The 17,345-nt window shown below is 60.5% G+C and carries 16 protein-coding genes; 6 read left to right on the top strand and 10 right to left on the bottom strand.

Going from position 1 to position 17,345, the window contains the following annotated elements; all coding sequences use genetic code 11:
• Window positions 1-112 precede the first annotated feature (112 nt).
• Window positions 113-1,942 carry a translational GTPase TypA gene (typA, locus tag L0U79_RS15625; RefSeq protein WP_233843165.1) on the bottom strand — a complete coding sequence of 610 codons (1,830 nt, stop codon included), beginning with the start codon at window positions 1,940-1,942 and terminating at the stop codon, window positions 113-115.
• 498 nt (window positions 1,943-2,440) lie between these two features.
• Window positions 2,441-2,719 carry a hypothetical protein gene (locus L0U79_RS15620; RefSeq protein ID WP_233843164.1) on the bottom strand — a complete coding sequence of 93 codons (279 nt, stop codon included), beginning with the start codon at window positions 2,717-2,719 and terminating at the stop codon, window positions 2,441-2,443.
• A 174-nt stretch (window positions 2,720-2,893) separates the two neighbouring features.
• On the opposite strand from L0U79_RS15620, the gene L0U79_RS15615 reads away from it, so the two are divergent.
• The 3 genes from L0U79_RS15615 to L0U79_RS15605 all read left to right on the top strand — a co-directional run bounded on the left by L0U79_RS15615 (window position 2,894) and on the right by L0U79_RS15605 (window position 5,831).
• The gene (locus tag L0U79_RS15615) at window positions 2,894-4,663 is read left to right on the top strand and encodes a D-(-)-3-hydroxybutyrate oligomer hydrolase (RefSeq protein WP_233843163.1); all 1,770 of its coding nucleotides are present in this window, start codon (window positions 2,894-2,896) and stop codon (window positions 4,661-4,663) included.
• 81 nt (window positions 4,664-4,744) lie between these two features.
• Window positions 4,745-5,254, top strand: a complete 510-nt coding sequence (locus tag L0U79_RS15610) for a peptidylprolyl isomerase (RefSeq protein ID WP_233843162.1) — start codon at window positions 4,745-4,747, stop codon at window positions 5,252-5,254.
• Window positions 5,255-5,393: 139 nt separating this feature from the next.
• The gene (locus L0U79_RS15605; RefSeq protein ID WP_233843161.1) at window positions 5,394-5,831 is read left to right on the top strand and encodes a YidB family protein; all 438 of its coding nucleotides are present in this window, start codon (window positions 5,394-5,396) and stop codon (window positions 5,829-5,831) included.
• Between the two features lie 74 nt (window positions 5,832-5,905).
• On the opposite strand, the gene L0U79_RS15600 is transcribed toward L0U79_RS15605, so the two are convergent.
• Entirely contained in the window at window positions 5,906-6,160 is a 255-nt protein-coding gene (locus L0U79_RS15600; RefSeq protein ID WP_233843160.1) for a GlsB/YeaQ/YmgE family stress response membrane protein, read from the bottom strand.
• Window positions 6,161-6,365: 205 nt separating this feature from the next.
• Between L0U79_RS15600 and L0U79_RS15595 the strand changes: the two genes are divergently transcribed.
• Both L0U79_RS15595 and L0U79_RS15590 read left to right on the top strand, forming a co-directional pair.
• Entirely contained in the window at window positions 6,366-7,565 is a 1,200-nt protein-coding gene (locus L0U79_RS15595; RefSeq protein ID WP_233843159.1) for an aminotransferase class I/II-fold pyridoxal phosphate-dependent enzyme, read from the top strand.
• A gap of 64 nt (window positions 7,566-7,629) precedes the next feature.
• Window positions 7,630-8,616 (top strand): malate dehydrogenase, encoded by a 987-nt coding sequence (locus L0U79_RS15590; RefSeq protein WP_233843158.1) that lies wholly within the window; start codon window positions 7,630-7,632, stop codon window positions 8,614-8,616.
• A 64-nt stretch (window positions 8,617-8,680) separates the two neighbouring features.
• On the opposite strand, the gene L0U79_RS15585 is transcribed toward L0U79_RS15590, so the two are convergent.
• From L0U79_RS15585 to ppk1, 7 genes are all read right to left on the bottom strand, one after another.
• Complete coding sequence (locus L0U79_RS15585; protein ID WP_233843157.1) at window positions 8,681-9,298, bottom strand: glutathione S-transferase family protein; 618 nt, start codon at window positions 9,296-9,298, stop codon at window positions 8,681-8,683.
• A gap of 71 nt (window positions 9,299-9,369) precedes the next feature.
• Complete coding sequence (locus L0U79_RS15580; protein WP_233843156.1) at window positions 9,370-10,443, bottom strand: SRPBCC domain-containing protein; 1,074 nt, start codon at window positions 10,441-10,443, stop codon at window positions 9,370-9,372.
• Window positions 10,440-10,802, bottom strand: a complete 363-nt coding sequence (locus L0U79_RS15575) for a metalloregulator ArsR/SmtB family transcription factor (protein WP_233843155.1) — start codon at window positions 10,800-10,802, stop codon at window positions 10,440-10,442. The genes L0U79_RS15580 and L0U79_RS15575 overlap by 4 nt, the downstream gene beginning before the upstream one ends.
• A gap of 274 nt (window positions 10,803-11,076) precedes the next feature.
• Window positions 11,077-11,802, bottom strand: coding sequence for a UDP-2,3-diacylglucosamine diphosphatase (locus tag L0U79_RS15570; protein ID WP_233843154.1), 726 nt, complete (start codon window positions 11,800-11,802; stop codon window positions 11,077-11,079).
• Window positions 11,799-12,467 (bottom strand): peptidylprolyl isomerase, encoded by a 669-nt coding sequence (locus tag L0U79_RS15565; RefSeq protein ID WP_233843153.1) that lies wholly within the window; start codon window positions 12,465-12,467, stop codon window positions 11,799-11,801. Before L0U79_RS15565 ends, L0U79_RS15570 begins: the two co-directional genes overlap by 4 nt.
• A 113-nt stretch (window positions 12,468-12,580) precedes the next feature.
• Window positions 12,581-14,098, bottom strand: coding sequence for a Ppx/GppA phosphatase family protein (locus tag L0U79_RS15560; RefSeq protein ID WP_233843152.1), 1,518 nt, complete (start codon window positions 14,096-14,098; stop codon window positions 12,581-12,583).
• Between the two features lie 60 nt (window positions 14,099-14,158).
• Window positions 14,159-16,276, bottom strand: coding sequence for a polyphosphate kinase 1 (ppk1, locus tag L0U79_RS15555; protein WP_233843151.1), 2,118 nt, complete (start codon window positions 16,274-16,276; stop codon window positions 14,159-14,161).
• Window positions 16,277-16,421: 145 nt separating this feature from the next.
• On the opposite strand from ppk1, the gene L0U79_RS15550 reads away from it, so the two are divergent.
• Window positions 16,422-17,321 carry a hypothetical protein gene (locus tag L0U79_RS15550; RefSeq protein ID WP_233843150.1) on the top strand — a complete coding sequence of 300 codons (900 nt, stop codon included), beginning with the start codon at window positions 16,422-16,424 and terminating at the stop codon, window positions 17,319-17,321.
• Window positions 17,322-17,345 lie beyond the last annotated feature (24 nt).

Raw genomic sequence — 17,345 nt, 5'->3', positions numbered from 1 at the left:
AGACATCTTCGCAAGATTGGCCCCTCATCCCAACCTTCTCCCCAAAGGGGAGAAGGAGAAAAAACAAAAAGCCACCTTGCGGTGGCCTTTTGCGAGTTACGTGACACAACGATTACGCGCTGCGCGACGCCTTCTTGCGATCGTTTTCCGTCAGATGCTTTTTGCGCAGACGGATTTCCTTCGGCGTGACTTCGACCAACTCGTCGTCGTCGATAAAGTCCAGCGCCTGTTCGAGCGAGAACTTGGTCGCCGGCGTCAACTGGATTGCGTCATCTTTGCCCGATGCGCGCATATTGGTCAGCGGCTTGGGCTTGATGGCGTTGACAGTGAGGTCATTGTCCTTGGCGTGGATGCCCACCAGCTGACCTTCATACACCGAGTCGCCTTCCGCGGCGAACAGCTTGCCGCGATCTTGCAGCGGCCCGAGCGAATAAGCGGGCGTGTTGCCGGCGGCGTTGGCGATCATCACGCCGTTGAGGCGCTTGGCGATCTGGCCTTCTTCCTTCGGACCGTAATGATCGAACACGTGGAACAGCAGGCCCGAACCCTGGGTGAGGGTCTTGAACTGGTTCTGGAAGCCGATCAGTCCGCGCGCAGGAATCATGTATTCCAGGCGAACGCGGCCTTTGCCATCCGGCTCCATGTTCTTGAGCTGGCCTTTGCGCACGCCCAGGCGTTCCATCACCGGACCCTGGTGATTTTCTTCCACGTCCACCACCAGCTGTTCGATCGGCTCCATCTTCTGGCCGTCGATTTCCTTGATGATCACTTCCGGACGCGACACGGCCAGCTCATAACCTTCGCGGCGCATGTTTTCAATCAGTACCGATAGATGCAATTCACCGCGGCCGGAGACGAGGAACTTGTCGGCATCGGAACCTTGCTCGACCTTCAGCGCCACGTTGTGGACCTGCTCGCGATCCAGGCGATCCTTCAGCTGGCGGCTGGTGAGGAACTTGCCGCCGGAGAGATCTTTGTTGCCGGCGAACGGCGAGTTGTTCACCTGGAAAGTCATGCTGATGGTCGGTTCGTCGACGGTGAGCGCGGGCAGCGCTTCGGGTGCGTCGAGCGCGCAGACCGTGTCGGAAATGGTCAGCTCTTGAATGCCGGAGATGGCGACGATGTCGCCGGCTTCGGCGGTGTCCTGCTCGATGCGCTCAAGACCGAGGAAGCCGAGCACCTGCAGCACCTTGCCTTGGCGCTTTTTGCCGTGGCGATCGATCACCGCGACCGGCATGTTCTTCTTCAACGTGCCGCGCTGGATGCGGCCGATGCCGATCACGCCGACGAAGTTGTTGTAGTCGAGCTGGCTGATGCGCATCTGGAACGGACCGGTGGGGTCCACGTCCGGCTTCGGCGCGTGGTCCATGATCGCCTGGTAAAGCGGGGTCATGTCGCCTTCGCGGGCGTCGTGATCGAGCGAGGCGTAACCGTTCAGTGCGGACGCGTAGACGATCGGGAAATCCATCTGCTCCGGCGTGGCGCCGAGACGGTCGAACAGATCCCACACTTGCTCCACCACCCAGTCCGGGCGCGAGCCGGGGCGGTCGATCTTGTTCACCACGACGATGGGCTTGAAGCCCATGGCGAATGCCTTTTGCGTGACGAAGCGCGTCTGCGGCATCGGGCCGTCCATCGCGTCGACCAGGATCAGCACGGTGTCCACCATCGACAACACGCGTTCCACTTCGCCGCCAAAGTCGGCGTGGCCTGGGGTGTCGACGATGTTGATGCGGTTTTCGCGCCAGGTGATAGCGGTGTTCTTGGCCAGGATGGTGATGCCGCGTTCCTTTTCCTGGTCGTTGCTGTCCATCACGCGTTCGGCCAGCACGGTGCGTTCGGACAGGGTGCCCGACTGCTTCAGCAGCTGGTCGACGAGGGTGGTTTTGCCGTGGTCGACGTGGGCGACGATGGCGATATTGCGCAGGTTTTCGATGGACATGGATAAAGGGCTCGGGCGCGCCATAAGGCTGCCGCGCTGGTTTCGGTAGGGTTAACTTGCGGATTATACAGGGTTATGTGACAGGTTGCTTGCTGGCCTTTTTGCGCCCTCTCCCCGTCGGGGAGAGGGCTGGGGTGAGGGGCAACCTCGCCGGATGACTTTTCACTGTGCTTTTTGAATTTGCCGCGCCTGTGAGCATTGCCTGCGGCGCTTTCGGTCCTGAAGGACCGAGTCACTTTCTCTTGCTTGCCCAAGAGAAAGTAACCAAAGAGAAGGGCACCCCCGAGGGTGCGCTTGGCGGGCGTCCTGCCCGCCAAGTCCGTGAAGGACTGGCGGGGCTTTTCGACAGCACATCCTGTGCTGACGAAAAGGCATGGGCATCCATGCCCATGCCCCCTACGAGGCCTGATCCGCCAGCCCTTCACCACACCCAAGGGACCCCGGGAAGAGCGGCGCGCCTTCCTGGCGCGCACTTTGTGCCGGCGCTTTGCGCCGGTATCACGCCTCGGCGTCTTCCTCTTCCTCGTCCTCTTCTTCGTCTTCCTCAAATTCGGCGAGCTCTTCAACACGCACGAAGTTGGCGGCGTCGTCGGCGAAGGCGATGTGTTTGCCGTCGGCGTGCATCGGGCGCACGGTCTGCGTCTTGTTGCCGTTGTCGATGGTTTCTACGAGCGCGAAGCAGATCAGAGTGGATGCGCTTTCTTCGCCGCTTTCGTCGTAGACGGCGACCCAGCCCGTGGCGGGAAGAAGTTGCAGGATGTTCGTTTGCTTGGACATGACGGCTCCGCGTGATGAAAACGCGCAAGCTTGCCCGGCGTGCATGACGATCGCAAGCGCGAAGTGTGTAAGCGAGCTTACTTTGCAACCTCGACGTCGTCGCCGCAGAAATATCTCGATAGGATGGGCGATGCGTCCATCCTGTTGTCGCAAGCAACGGCGAAAGAGGTTTCCATGCAAGCACTCGAATTCATGCAGAGCGAGGTGTTAGTCACCACGCATCGCGATGGCGACGATCTGCTTAGTGCAGGACTCGGGCTCGATGGTTTGAAGGGCATGCCGGTCGCATTTGCGGACGCCGCGCACCCGGACGCACAGACATTGCGTCGGCGGGCGATTCAGATGAGTTGGAAAGGGATTGCCGATCTCGGTCCGCTCGGTGGATACGGCACGGTCTACGGCGCAGCGCCGGATGTGCCGGGCAGGGAGTATCAGGCGTTTGCAACGATTCCCAGCGCGCGTGCGCCGCATCGCGTGTTGGTGCAGGTGCCGGATGATTTCGACCATGCGCATCGTTGTCTGGTAGTGACGGCATCGTCGGGTTCGCGCGGTATTTACGGCGCGATTGCGCTTGCCGGTGCATGGGGTTTGCCGCGTGGTTGCGCGGTGACGTATACGGATAAGGGAACGGGTTCCGGCTATTTCGATTTTTCCGACGACAGCGGCGCTGCGTTGAATGGCGAACGCGCCAAGCGCGGGACGGCGATGTTGGAATTCGAACCGCGCGAAACGAAAGGCGAAGGCATCGCGTTCAAGCATGCGCATTCGGGCGACAACCCGGAGGCCGATTGGGGACGCCATGTATTGCAGGCGGTGCAGTTCGGTTTGGCGATGTTGGATCGTGCGTTTCCGGGCGAAGCGCCGTTTACGCCACGAAACACGAAGATCATCGCGACAGGTCTTTCCAATGGCGGTGGTGCGGTGTTGCAGGCGGCGGGATTCGACGATGGCGGCATGCTGGCCGGTGTCGTCGCGCTCGAACCGAACGTACATACGCCGCAACACGGACGCGCTGCATTCGATTACATGACGGAGGCGGCCATGTGGCTGCCGTGCGCGTTGATGGATCAACGCTACGCATCGACGCCGTTCGCACGCGATGCGAACGGTGCGCAGCATGCGGCGTGGACGGCGCGTTGCGCCAGGCTGCACGCGCAAGGTTGGTTGAAATCGTCGACGGTCGAAGAAAAAGCGGTGGAGGCGCACACGCATTTGCGCAGCACCGGTTGGACGGATCGCGTGATGGCAACGGCGGCGTCTTCCACCGCGTTGGATTTGTGGCGCGTGATCGATGTGGCGTATGCATCGGCCTATTTGCGTCGCGATGCGAACGACATGCCTTGCGGTTTTCGCTACGCCGCGATGGTCAACGGCCGACCCGGCGTCGCGGACGAGGCGACACGCGCGAGTTGGTGGGCCGATGCGGCGGGGATTCCTCCGGGAAACGGCATCGGTTTGTTCGGTGGCGTCGACGAAAGCGCCGATCCGACATGGAGAGGCATTGCAGGCCTTCGCCAGTTGTGGACGGGCGACGACGCGGATGCGCGTGCGCTGCATGCTTCGGTTCGAACGCTCGCTGCGCAGCTGCCGAGCAAAGAGCTGCCTCTGTGGGTGGTGCACGGTGCCGACGACGGCCTGCTTCCTACTGTCTTCACGTCAGAGCCTTACGTTGCCTGGCTGCGCGCCGAAGGTCGGCAGCCGCTGTATTGGAAAGTGCCGTATGCCCAGCATTTCGACGCGTTCCTTGCGTTGCCGGGTTTTGGCAATAACCATCTGCCGCTGTTGCCCTACGGTTACGCAGCGCTGGATCGCCTCTGGGCCCATCTTTTCGAAGGGCAGCCCTGGCCTGCGGATGTGCCGACGCCTCAAGGAACGGCGCGTGGCGCCGGGCTGCTGCAGGCGAGCATGCTGGGGGCTATAGGGTCTGTTTTGGTTCACCTGTAAGCGGCCCTAAAGGGTATCCTTATGGGCTTAGCACTCGGCTTCGCTTCGGGTGTTATCGCTCAACTTTTACGAGGAACATCCATGGCCATTCAAGTTACGATCACTACCAATCGCGGCCCGATCCATCTGCGTTTGCACGAAGACAAAACACCGGTGACGGTGGCGAGTTTTGTCAATCTGGCGCGTCGCGGTTATTACGATGGTTTGTCGTTTCATCGCGTGATCGCCGACTTCATGATCCAGGGCGGCTGCCCCGAGGGCAGTGGTCGCGGCGGTCCAGGTTATCGTTTCGAAGACGAATTCCATGCGTCGCTGCGCCATGACAAGCCCGGCATTCTGTCGATGGCCAATGCCGGTCCGCGCACCAACGGCAGTCAGTTCTTCATCACGCACGGCGCGACGCCGTGGCTGGACGGCAAGCACAGCGTGTTCGGCGAAATTGTCGGCGCCGACGACCAGGCGGTGGTCAATGCGATCAAGCAAGGCGACACCATCGAGAAGGTGACCCTGGAAGGCGACGTGGACGCATTGCTCGCCGCGCAGGCCGATCGCGTCAAGGAATGGAACACGGTGCTCGACCAACGCGGCTGATTCGCGTTTTAGAACATTTCCACCTAAGGCCGCCATGGTTCGCCATGGCGGTTTTTTTTCACGAGTTTGTTACCACCCTGTAGCCAATCCGGACATAGAATCGCGGGGTTCGGCTTCCCTACTTCAAAGGAGTGCAGTGATGTCCTTACTCGGCAATTTGACCAGTATGTTGAGCGGCGGTCAGGGCGACGCGGGCGGCGCATCGTCGCTGGTGTCCGTGGCCGGGCAATTGATTCAGCAGGCGGGCGGCGTACAGGGATTGGCGAGCACCTTGCAGCAGCATGGCCTGGGCGATGCAGTTCAGTCCTGGATTGGCAATGGCGCCAACCAGGCGATTTCGGGCGACCAGCTCAATCAGGTGCTGCAGAAGTCGGGCCTGGATTCGGTGGTGAACAATGCCGCCGGCAAGCTGGGCGTGGACCCGGGTCAGCTGGTGGGCCAGCTCGCGCAGGTGCTGCCGCATGCGGTCGATCACCTCACGCCGGACGGCCAAGCGCCTTCGGGCGGTGGTGGCGGGTTCGACCTGTCCATGTTGGGCGGGCTGGCTGAAAAGCTGCTTGCCGCGCGAAGCGCCTAATCGCTTAGGTCAGGCATGAAAAAAGCACGGCGGGGCGACCTGCCGTGCTTTTTTGTGTGTAAAGAAAACGGGTCTCAATGAACGACAAAACGCAGCAAGTACAACAGGATGATCGCGCCGACGATTGACATCAGGAAACCCGCCGTATGGAATTTCTGGCCAGGGTCGGGCTTCTTGAACAGCGTTCCGATAAAACCGCCGATGATGGAACCGACGATACCCACCACGGTGGTCATGATGAAGCCGTAATGATCGGCGCCCGGCACGATCCAGCGTGCGATAAGGCCGACGATAAAACCCACGATGATGGACCAGAGGATATGGAACATAGGCATCTACTCCTTGCGTCTGTGGCTTGACTGCTGACCGGATGACCTTCCCCCCGCCCAGTACTTTGGCGGCATCCGCATCATGCCAGCGGACGGTGACGGAGCAATAGGAGTTTTTCGTTCAGGGGCCGGGGTTCGCGGTTGCCGCACCGCCACATGCTAAAATTGCGGAGTTTGCTGTCTCCGTTCCCCAACCGAGGAAGCCATGCCCCAGCTTGCCCAGCGTGTCGGCCGCGCCAAACCCAGCGCGATCATGGTCATTGCCGAGAAGGCCAAGCAGCTCAAGGCTGCCGGCCGCGACATCATCAGTTTCTCGATCGGCGTACCGAATTTTCTGCCTGGCGAGCATGTTTACGCCGCGGCCCGCGAATCGCTCTCGCACGACAGCGGCCAGTACGGCAGCAATCGCGGTTCCGAGGCGCTGCTGGATGCGTTTCTCAAACATATCGAGGCGCTTGGATTTACCGGGTACACCCGGATGAATCTTTCCGTCGGTATTGGCGCAAAGCAGGTGCTGTACAACTTGGCCGAAGCGCTGCTCAACGACGGCGATGAGATTTGTTTCGCCGCGCCGTATTGGACCACTTACCACGATATCGCCGATATCGTCGGCGCCAAGATCAACGTTCTGCATTGCGGCCCCGCGCAGAACTACAAGCTCACGCCGCAGCAGCTGGAAACGGCGCTCGCGCGCAAGCCGAAAGTGTTCCTTTTCAACAATCCGTCCAATCCCACCGGCATGGTCTATACGCGCGAAGAAATCGCCGCGTTGGGCGATGTGCTGGCGAAGTATCCCGATACGTGGATCGTGACCGACGACATCTACAACTCGATGGTGTTCGACGGTATCGGTTATCACAACTTCGTGTTTGCGCGGCCGGAATTGCGCGATCGGTTGATCTTCGTCGATTCGATTTCGAAAACGTACGGCATGCCGGGCTGGCGCGTGGGTTTGATCGCAGCGCCGGAATCGGTCGCCAAAGCCGTTACCACGCTCAACTCCAATCACATTACCAGCGTGCCCGAAGTGGTCGCGGCAGCGGCCATCGCTGCGTTCAGCGGTCCGCAAGATGTGCCGCAGGCCAAGTGCAAGGAGTTTGCGCAGAAGCGCGATATCGTGGTCGCTGCGCTGACCAAAATCCCCGGCGTGGTGTGCCCGCGTCCGCAGGGGGCGTTCTATGCGTTCCCCGATATCTCGGTGGCGTTCGGCAAAAGTCACAACGGCACGAAAATCGAAAACGACGTCGATTTTTGCGCCGCTTTGTTGAATGCGAAAGGCGTCGCCTGCGTGCCTGGTTCGGCATTCGGCGAACCGCGCGCCATGCGCATTTCCTATACCTGTCCCACGGCTCAGCTGGAACCCGGTCTTGCCCGCATTACCGAATTCTTTGCTGAACTAAGCTGATCCCTTTACCGGCCCGTGTCGTACGATGCGGGCCTCGTTTTATGCACCTGAAGGAGTTGCCACGATGAAAGCCCCCGTTCGTGTTGCCGTGACCGGCGCAGCCGGCCAGATCGGTTACGCCCTGTTGTTCCGTATTGCCGCCGGCGACATGCTCGGTCCGGATCAGCCGGTGATTCTGCATCTGCTCGAAATCACGCCTGCGCTGCCCGCGCTGCAAGGCGTAGTGATGGAACTCAACGACTGCGCGTTCCCGACGCTGGCCGGTGTGGTCGCGACGGACGACGTCAACGTCGCCTTCAAGGATGTCGATTACGCACTGCTGGTCGGCGCGCGTCCGCGCGGCCCGGGCATGGAGCGCAAGGATCTGCTCGAAGCGAACGGCGCGATCTTCGCACCGCAAGGCAAGGCGCTGAACGATCACGCCAAGCGCGACGTGAAGGTGCTGGTGGTGGGCAACCCGGCCAACACCAATGCGCTGATCGCGCAGCAGAACGCACCGGATCTCGATCCGAAGTGCTTCACCGCGATGGTGCGTCTGGATCACAACCGTGCTTTGTCGCAGCTCGCCGAAAAAACCGGCAAGCACACCACCGACATCAAGAAGGTCACCATCTGGGGCAATCACAGCTCCACGCAGTACCCGGATCTGCATCACGCCACGGTGGGCGGCAAGCCGGCGCTCAGCCTGGTCGACCAGACGTGGTACGAGAAGGATTTCATCCCCACCGTGCAGCAGCGCGGCGCCGCCATCATTAAGGCGCGCGGTGCTTCATCCGCTGCTTCCGCAGCGTCTGCGGCGATCGATCATATGCGCACGTGGGCGCTGGGTACGACGGAAGGCGACTGGGTGTCGATGGGTATTCCATCCGACGGTTCCTACGGCATCAAGCCCGGCGTGATCTACGGCTACCCGGTTACGGTGAAGGGCGGCAAGTACGAAATCGTGCAAGGTCTGGACATCAACGATTTCTCGCGTGGCCGTATGGATGCCACGGAGAAGGAACTGCGCGAAGAGCGCGCGGGCGTTGAGCACCTGTTCGCGAAGAAGTAATTCTTCGCTTTTGCAATTGAAAAAGGCCATCCATGACGGATGGCCTTTTTTTGTGCTTGCCGAGTTACGCGGCCTTGCTGTTCGCATAAAGCGAAGTCTGCCGCACGCCGTTCAACCACCGCATCGTGTTCGGATAGTTGGCCATTGGGTACTTGCACATCTCCGCATAGTCCATCACAGGAAACACCGCGAGGTCCGCGAGCGTGAGGCTATCGCCCACGAGGTAAGCGTGTTTGCCGAAGTGCTGTTCGAGCACCTGCACAAATTGATGGAAGACAGGCTCGGCTTTCGCCAGTACATCCAGATCGGCCGGACCGCGATTGAAAATGGCGGACTTGACGAAGTTCTCGAAGATCAGCGGATTGCATGCCGGCGTAAGATGCGCCGACTCCCAAAACAGCCAGCGATCGACATCCGCTTGCGCACGCGCATCGCTGGGCCATAGGTTATTGGGCTTTTTGGAGGCGACATACTTCATGATCGCGTTGGATTCCCACAGCGCGAAATCGCCATCAGTGAGCGCGGGAAATTTGCCATTCGGATTGATCGCCAAGTATTCGGGCGTCTTGGTTTGGCCGGCGGGCACGTTCAATGGAACAATTTCCATTGGCACGCCGAGTTCTTTCGCGACGGCGATGGCTTTGCGGGCATTGGGAGAAGCGGCAACGCAATAGAGTTTCATAATGTCTTCTCTGGGATAACAGACTTAAGGGAAGTGGACGGCGACGGATTTCGCCGAATCCAACGCGCGCATCAAAACGCGGGCGGAATGGTTTGCGCGAAGCTCGCGCGGCGCGAGATCGTTGCGTGGCCACGCATTACGTTGGCGAACGGAGCGAGCACGTCTTTGCCTTCGGGATGGCCGGCGAGGTACGCGATAAGCGGCGCTAGCTCAAGATCGGCAAGACTCAGTTGGTCGCCGACAAGAAAATCGCGGGCGCCATACGCGCTGTCGATCATCGCGAGCAATTTCTTCATCTCGTCGATGGCGACGTCGATGACCTCGCGGTCCGGCGTACCTTCGGGACCCTGCGGGAAAATAAATTGCAACAAGAACCTGCGGATCATCGGGTCGTAGCAATAGCAGTTGATACTGCTGATCCATTGTTCGACCTTAGCGCGCTCGGCGGCCGTATCCGGCATCAGATTCGGACCGGGGAATGCTTCGTCAATGTAGCGAAGGATGGCCGACGATTCGACCAATACAAAATCGCCTGCGCGGAAGGCTGGAATTTTGCCGAGCGGATTAAGCGCCTTGACCGCTTTGGAGTGCGGCTCTTGCGGGTCGAGCGCATAGGAGATGCCCTTTTCGATCAACGCCATGCGCACCCAGCGCACATACGTGCTGAGCGGATTGCCCACGACGGTGATGCGACTTTCGACCGGTTGCGGATGGCCGGCCAACATCTGCGAAAGGCTCTCGAACGTGGATGTCCAACCGCCTTGATGCGAATTGCGCTCCTCATCGGAGGCAAAGCCGGTATGTCCGAGCGTCAATGCTGTACGTCCGGCGCGGTCGGACAAATGCACGGTGACCAACGATTCCTGGCCACGTACGTCGTTCGTCAGCCAGCACCACGTAAAGCTAATTTTTTCGTAAGGCACGAGTTCGCGAAATTTGCCGACAACGATATGTACCGAACCGGTCGGCGAATGCATTTCGTAGCGATAGTTCCCGCCCGGCCATGCCTCGACTTCCGCATGCGGAATCGTAAAGCCCTCAGGACCGAACCAACTTTGGATCGCGTGCTTGCTGGTGAAGGCGCTATACAGTTTTTCCGTTGGCGCATCGAAAATGCAGTTGAGTGTTAGCGAATGTGTCGTCATAAATTCGATGGATCGGTCGTGGATGATGGGTGGTTTCGTTGAGACAGGTCGTTTCGCGATAGAAACTCGGCGAGGCGGTCGAAACCGCCTTCCCAGAATTGGCGGTGCGCATCGATCCACGTCGCCGCCCGCAACAGCGGTTCGGTGTTGATACGACAAACACGACGCTGTGCATCGATGCGATGTTGAATAAGTCGCGCCTTGCGCAATACGCGCAGATGACGCGAGACCGCCGGCAGCGACATATCGAAAGGACTGGCTAACTCGCCGACCGTCGCTTCGCCGTGCGCAAGGCGCGCGAGAATCGTGCGTCGCGTCGGATCTGCGAGTGCTGAAAAAATGCTGGAGAGCTCGTCCATGAGATGGCCGCGTGGCCGGTCGTCGGCGCGTTTAGCATGCAGTTAATTAACCAACATGCTAAATACGCGGATAAATGCGGGTCTATCGGACAGGCCTGAAATAAGCGGCGAATTGGCCTTCTGGCGGGACGTCTTATTCGTACAGTCGGTTAGGAGGCGCTGCGGTCGGATTTACGCATCGTCGCATCGCTCGTGCGCGCAGGACATTGAAGGGGTTGTCGAAAGAATGCCGATCGCTACGTCTCACGACGAAGCTAGTCGAACGACGACGCGTCTATTTTTGCAGGATGCGCAATTGATGCGCTTCGGGCGTCACGCGTAAGACCGATCCCTGTTCGTACCAATCACCTAACACGATGCGTTTGGCATTTCGTCCGTCCAGCTCAAAGGCGTGGACGGCGGGTCGATGCGTATGTCCGTGAATCAAATGCGTCACGCCGGCGTCGCGCATGGCTTGGCTCACCGCATCTGCATTGACGTCCATGATCGTTTCTTGCGTGCTGCTGGTATGCGCACGGCTTTCTGCGCGCGCCTTGGCGGCAAGCGCGCGGCGCGCTTCCAGCGGCATGGCCAGAACTTGCGCCTTCCATTCCGGCGTGCGAACGCTGCGGCGCACGGCTTGATACGCCACGTCGTCGGTGCAAAGCACGTCGCCGTGCATCAACAAGGTGGGCGTGCTGTAAAAGTCGTGCACAACGCCGTCATCCAATAGCGCCAAACCTGCACGCTCTGCGAAGGCTTCGCCCAACAGAAAGTCGCGATTGCCGGCCATGAAATACACCGGCACGCCGGCTTCGCGCACGGCGCGCGTGGCATGCGCGATGCGTTGCGGGAGTTCCGCATCGTCGTCGTCGCCGACCCACGCTTCAACCAAGTCGCCAAGAATGTAGAGCGCATCCGCATGCCGCACTTCGTCGCCGGCAAGGTATTGCTCGAACAAGGAAGTGATATGCGGGCGGCTGTCGTCCAGATGCAGGTCGGAAATGAGCAGGGTGCTCATGTCGACTTGTGCGAGGCGGTTGGCTTTGCGGTGGAGCTGGGTGCGGCGGGCGCCGCTTCGCCTTCGACGTTCACGCTTTCGATCACCACCAGCGGATTGGGCACGTCGGCGGCGAAAGGACCTTGGGCGTGCGTGGGCAGGCCGGCGATCTTGTCGACCACATCCATGCCTTTTACGACTTTGGCGAAGACGGTGTAGCCCCACGTCAGGCCGCTTTGGTTGCCGGCGTAGTCAAGACGGCGGTCGTCCACCAGATTGATAAAGAATTGCGACGTGCCCGAATTCGGATCGGCGCCGCGCGCAACGGCGACGGTGCCGCGCAAGTTGGAAAGACCGTTATCGGCTTCGCTGGCGACGGGCGAGTGCGTGCGACGCGGCTGCAATTCGTTGGTGTAGAGGCCGCCTTGGACGAGGTAGCCCGGAATCACGCGATGAAAAACCGTGCCCGCGTAAAAACCCTCGTGCACATAGCGCAGAAAATTCGCGACGCTCTTGGGCGATTTGTCCGCGTAGAGTTCCAGCGTGATGTCGCCTTGCGAGGTATGCACGATCACCGTCGGATTGGCTGCGGCCGGCGCGGCTGCAGGCGCGGACGGCTTGGACGTCTGCGCGACAGCGAGCGGCGCGACGAGCAGAAAGAGGGCGGTCAGCAAGGACTTGGGCATGACGTAGGGGCGGCATGACATAAACATCCGCCCATGATACGCGGCCGCAGCCCTTTATGGCCAAGCGTTGCTGAATTGGTTTCGGATACGACGGGCAGGCGGCAAGGCCGCGCTCAGTCGGCGACGATGGAGAGCCCCAGGCCAAGTTCCGCCATCGGCGTGATTTCTTGCTCAAGGTCCGCCTGGCTGAGCGGGTGCTGCTCCAGCCAGAGGGTCGGCAAATGCAAGCTTGGGCGTTGCGCGGTAGCGATCAGTCGCATGGGCGGAAGCGATTCCGGCCGGCGCGCGCGTCGGAACAGCACGGCTAGGCGCAGCAGGGCGGTGATGTATTTGGCGAGCTGGCGATAACGCTGCGGCAGCGCGGAGAAAATGGCTTTGTCCGGCTTGCGGCGATGGGCCTGGACGATGGACGCAAGCAGGTGTTGCTCCTGCTTCGAAAAGCCGGCGAGGTCCGCATTGCGCAGGATATAGGCGCCATGATGGTGATATTGGCTATGCGCGATGGCCAAGCCGATCTCATGCACGCGCGCCGACCACGACAGCCATTCGCGCGCTTCCGCATCCAGCTTCCAGCTGCCAGCGACCTGATCGAACAGCATCAACGCCGTGGATTCCACGCGGCGCGCCTGGGCGCGATCGACGCCGTAGCGATTGGCCAGCGCATCGATGCTCGCGGTACGCGGATCGGTACCACCCGCGCGACCGATCAGATCCCAAAGCAGGCCTTCGCGCATCGAACTTTCGCAGACTTGCAGGCGCTGGATGCCCAGCGCGGCGAAGGCCGCCTCGAAGATTACGACCGCGCCCGCGAATACGGGCGCGCGTTCTTCGCCCAGTCCAGGCAGTTTCAACGTGCCGATCTGGCCTTGCTCAAGCACTGCGTCGCGCAGGGACGCCAGCGATGCGGGCGTTACGCCGTGGTCGGAAAACTTCATCGCCTGCACCACGGCGCCAATCGCCTTGGCGCTGCCGGACGATCCGAAGGCATCGGTCCAGCCGGCTTCCAGATATTCCTCGGAGAACTGCTGCAGCAGCACGCCGATTTCGCCGCGTGCGCGCTGCCAGCGTTTGCGCGTGAGCTTGCCGCCGGGGAAGAAACGCTGCGTGGTCGCGATACAACCGACCTGCACGCTTTCCGTATGCAACGGCGCAAGGCCTCGGCCGATAATGAATTCGGTACTGCCGCCGCCGATATCGATCACCAGGCGCGGTTCGCGCGACGTCGGCAGATCGTGCGAGACGCCCAAAAAGATCAGGCGACCTTCCTCGCGGCCCGACACCACTTCCACTGGATGGCCGAGCGCGGCTTCCGCGGTTGTCAGAAAGGCTTGCGGCGACGCAAGTCGGCGCACGGTATTGGTGGCGACCGCGCGCACGCGTGCGGTCGGAATGCCGGCGATGCGTTGACCGAAACGGGCCAGGCAATTCAAGGCGCGCGCACGATGCTCTGCATCCAGCGTACCGTCTGCGCGCAAGCCGGCCGCCATGCGCACGGTTTCGCGCAGTCGATCGATAACGCGGGGTTCGCCGTGTTCCATGCGCGCGACGACCATGTGAAAGCTGTTTGAGCCGATGTCGACGGCGGCCATAAGCTCGCCATCCTTGATCTGCATCTGGTCGCCGAGGCTCACGCAGCACTCCCGATTCGGACTAACGATGATTCTCGCATGTATCGATGCAGCGACGACATGCTATTTGGACGTCACGCTGGTCAACGGCACGTCGCAAAGCTTGGCGAGCAACGTGTCCTGCGCCGAATGCGGCGTTTCCGAACCCGGTGTCGCACGGACGTATTGACCGTCGCTTTGAAGTATCCAGGCGAGCGTATTGTCCGCGAGGTAATTAGCGAGCGTTTCGTCGTAGACGCGCGCAGCGAGTTGCGGATCGAGAATCGGAACCGCCACTTCAATGCGTCGCATCAGATTGCGTTCCATCCAATCAGCACTGGCGCAATAAATTTCCGGTTCGCCGTCGTTCGCAAACCAGTACACGCGACTGTGTTCGAGGAATCGTCCCACGATGGACCGCACGCGTATGCGTTCGGAGATGCCCGGCAATCCCGGCCGCAGCGTGCACGCGCCGCGCACGATCAGATCGATCTCCACGCCCGCTTGCGCCGCGGTGTAAAGCGCCTCGATGACGTGCGCTTCGTTCAGCGCATTGAGTTTAGCGACGATACGCGCGGGGCGACCATTTCGCGCATGCGCGGTTTCGCGCTCGATTTTCGCTACCACGCTCTTGTACAGCGTGAAGGGCGAATGCAGCAGGCGCTTGAGATTGATCACCGGTCCGAGGCCCGAGAGCTGCTGGAAAATCTTGTGCAGGTCTTCGCCGATTTCCGGATTGGCCGTCATCAGGCCGATATCGGTGTAGAGGCGGCTGTTGGTCTGGTGATAGTTGCCGGTCGACAAATGCACGTAGCGGCGTAGATGACCGTTTTCGCGTCGCACGATCAGCATCATCTTGGCGTGCGTCTTGAATCCCACTACGCCGTAAACCACTTGTACACCCGCTTCTTGCAGACGCGTGGCGAGGCGGATATTCGCTTCCTCGTCGAAACGAGCGCGCAGTTCGATCACCACGGTGACGTCTTTGCCGTTGCGCGCCGCTTCCACCAGCAGATCCACCAGCGGCGTGTCCTTACCTGCGCGGTACAGCGTCTGCTTGATCGCCAGCACTTCCGGGTCTTGTACGGCTTCGCGCAAAAGATCGACCACGGCGCCGAACGATTCGTAAGGATGATGCAGCAGGATGTCGCGCTGACTGAGCGTCTCGAACATCTTGCGGCCGTTGCCGAGCGCAGCGGGCAGGGTAGGCACGAAGCGTGGAAATTTCAGCGTAGGGCGCTCGAGTTCGTCGTACACGAGCCCGGCGCGGATGATGTTGACCGGTCCGTCGCAGCGGTAGACGTCGGTTTCTTCCAGTTCGAAATTGCTGATCAACATCGACACGATGGATTGCGGGCAATCGGCGCCGATCTCCAAGCGCACCGGCCGCGCATAACCGCGGCCATGCAGTTCTTCCGCCAGCGCGCGCGCGAGGTTTTCGACTTCTTCTTCCTCGACGATCAACTCGCTATTGCGCGTGACGCGAAACTGATACGAGCCAACGACTTTGAAGCCGGGAAACATCATGTCGACGAACGCTTGCAATAGCTCCGCCAAAAACACGTAATGATCGCCGGCGCCGCACACTTCGTTCGGAATGCGGATGATGCGCGGCAACGAACGCGGCGCGCGCACCAGCGCCATATGGCCTTCATGGCCGAACGCGTCGCGGCCCTGCAGCACCACCGCGATGTTCAACGTCTTGTTGAGAATGCGCGGAAACGGATGCGCCGGATCCAATCCCAGCGGCGACAACACCGGCAGCACTTCATTCTCGAAATAACCGTGCAACCATCGACGCTGACGCGGCGTCCATTGCTTGCGCGTAAGGAAGTGGATGTCTTCGGCGACGAGGGCCGGGCCGAGTTCGTCCTGCCACGTGGTGTATTGGGCGCTTACCAGATCGAGCACGCGCTCTCGGATGCGCGCCAGTAGTTCGCCGGACGGAATACCGTCAGGGCCAGGCGCGGCGGAGCCGAACTGGTGATGATGCTTAAGCATCGCCACACGTACCTCGAAGAATTCGTCGAGGTTATTGGCGACGATGCTCAGATAACGCAGGCGTTCGAGCAGCGGAATGCGGGTGTCGCGCGCTTGCGCCAACACGCGGAAATTGAATTCGAGGGTTGCCAGCTCGCGGCTCAGGAACAGCTCGGGCTGGGACGTTTCGTTAACAGCGGATTTGGTAACTTGGCGAGGCATCCGTTCATTTTTACTCATAAGCGACCGTTACGCCTATGCGGTCGTAAGGAATCGTTCAAGGCGCAATCTCCCTTGAAATTCGTGGATGGAGCCCCTGGCTCCTCAGTTGGCCCGCAACTTCACACGAGAATCAGGAGAAAGTCCTATGACTAAGGTATCTCGGTTCATCGCAATGTGTACGATCGGTGCGGCCGTTGCAGTGCCGTCGTTCGCTTGGGCGCAGACCTATACGTCGGTCCATTATCCGGGCTCAGTACTCACCGAACTTGTTGGCGGCCCTAATCCTCAGGGTACGAGCGTCGGCGGTTACACCCTCACGCCGGGTGGAGCCTTGCACGGTTTTACGTTAACGGGAGGGGACTTCACGGCGTTCGACCCCCCAGGCTCCACGTTTACGATTGCCAACTTTATCAATCCTGAGGGCGTTATTGTGGGCGCCTACGTCGACGTGGCGGGCGTCAGTCACGGTTTCATTTTACGCGATGGGGCTTACACAACGGTTGACTACCCGGGTGCGACGGGTACCGAGCTGAGTAGCATTAACCCTTCAGGTGAATTGTCGGGCGCTACCTGTACCGACGCTGCCTGCGGCGCCACCGGCAATGCCAATGTTACTCACAGTTTCCTGTTGTCCAAGAAGGGCGTCTTCTCGGCGACCTTCGACCCACCCGGTGCGGCCAGTAGTACCGCCAGCGTGGTGATCCCATCTGGCGCAGTCGTTGGCGCTTACACAAAGCTCGCTGGAACGACATGTTCCACGCAATGCCAAGGCTATCTGCTGTTCCACGGATCGTATGCCACCATCAGCTATCCAGGCGCCGCGTTCACGTTTGCTGGCGGCGCCAACGCTTCGAGTGATGTCGTGGGTGTCTACACCGATGCTTCGGCCGTCAGCCACGGTTTTCTGTTTAATGGCGCTTACACGTCGTTCGACTACCCGGGAGCCTCGTTCACGGAGGCGACAGGGATCAACCCGAGCGGTGTCATCGTGGGGCTCTACGTCGACTCCACGGGGAACGTGAATGGATTCGTGCGGACGCCGTAGCGTCACGAGAGCCAGGTCACAGGC

The sequence above is a fragment of the Dyella sp. 2HG41-7 genome (assembly GCF_021390675.1).
Classification (GTDB): Bacteria; Pseudomonadota; Gammaproteobacteria; order Xanthomonadales; family Rhodanobacteraceae; genus Dyella_B.
The sequence above is the reverse complement of the archived record's forward strand: the minus strand, read 5'-3'. Positions and strand labels throughout refer to the sequence as shown.

Excerpts from the sequence above, each read along its gene's own strand:
- L0U79_RS15615 (WP_233843163.1), top strand. The coding sequence starts at position 2,894 with ATGCAAGCACTCGAATTCATGCAGAGCGAGGTGTTAGTCACCACGCAT.
- L0U79_RS15620 (WP_233843164.1), bottom strand. The coding sequence starts at position 2,719 with ATGTCCAAGCAAACGAACATCCTGCAACTTCTTCCCGCCACGGGCTGG.
- L0U79_RS15595 (WP_233843159.1), top strand. The coding sequence starts at position 6,366 with ATGCCCCAGCTTGCCCAGCGTGTCGGCCGCGCCAAACCCAGCGCGATC.
- L0U79_RS15565 (WP_233843153.1), bottom strand. The coding sequence starts at position 12,467 with ATGCCCAAGTCCTTGCTGACCGCCCTCTTTCTGCTCGTCGCGCCGCTC.
- L0U79_RS15570 (WP_233843154.1), bottom strand. The coding sequence starts at position 11,802 with ATGAGCACCCTGCTCATTTCCGACCTGCATCTGGACGACAGCCGCCCG.
- L0U79_RS15585 (WP_233843157.1), bottom strand. The coding sequence starts at position 9,298 with ATGAAACTCTATTGCGTTGCCGCTTCTCCCAATGCCCGCAAAGCCATC.
- L0U79_RS15575 (WP_233843155.1), bottom strand. The coding sequence starts at position 10,802 with ATGGACGAGCTCTCCAGCATTTTTTCAGCACTCGCAGATCCGACGCGA.
- L0U79_RS15600 (WP_233843160.1), bottom strand. The coding sequence starts at position 6,160 with ATGTTCCATATCCTCTGGTCCATCATCGTGGGTTTTATCGTCGGCCTT.
- typA (WP_233843165.1), bottom strand. The coding sequence starts at position 1,942 with ATGTCCATCGAAAACCTGCGCAATATCGCCATCGTCGCCCACGTCGAC.
- L0U79_RS15605 (WP_233843161.1), top strand. The coding sequence starts at position 5,394 with ATGTCCTTACTCGGCAATTTGACCAGTATGTTGAGCGGCGGTCAGGGC.
- L0U79_RS15590 (WP_233843158.1), top strand. The coding sequence starts at position 7,630 with ATGAAAGCCCCCGTTCGTGTTGCCGTGACCGGCGCAGCCGGCCAGATC.
- L0U79_RS15550 (WP_233843150.1), top strand. The coding sequence starts at position 16,422 with ATGACTAAGGTATCTCGGTTCATCGCAATGTGTACGATCGGTGCGGCC.
- L0U79_RS15580 (WP_233843156.1), bottom strand. The coding sequence starts at position 10,443 with ATGACGACACATTCGCTAACACTCAACTGCATTTTCGATGCGCCAACG.
- ppk1 (WP_233843151.1), bottom strand. The coding sequence starts at position 16,276 with ATGCCTCGCCAAGTTACCAAATCCGCTGTTAACGAAACGTCCCAGCCC.
- L0U79_RS15610 (WP_233843162.1), top strand. The coding sequence starts at position 4,745 with ATGGCCATTCAAGTTACGATCACTACCAATCGCGGCCCGATCCATCTG.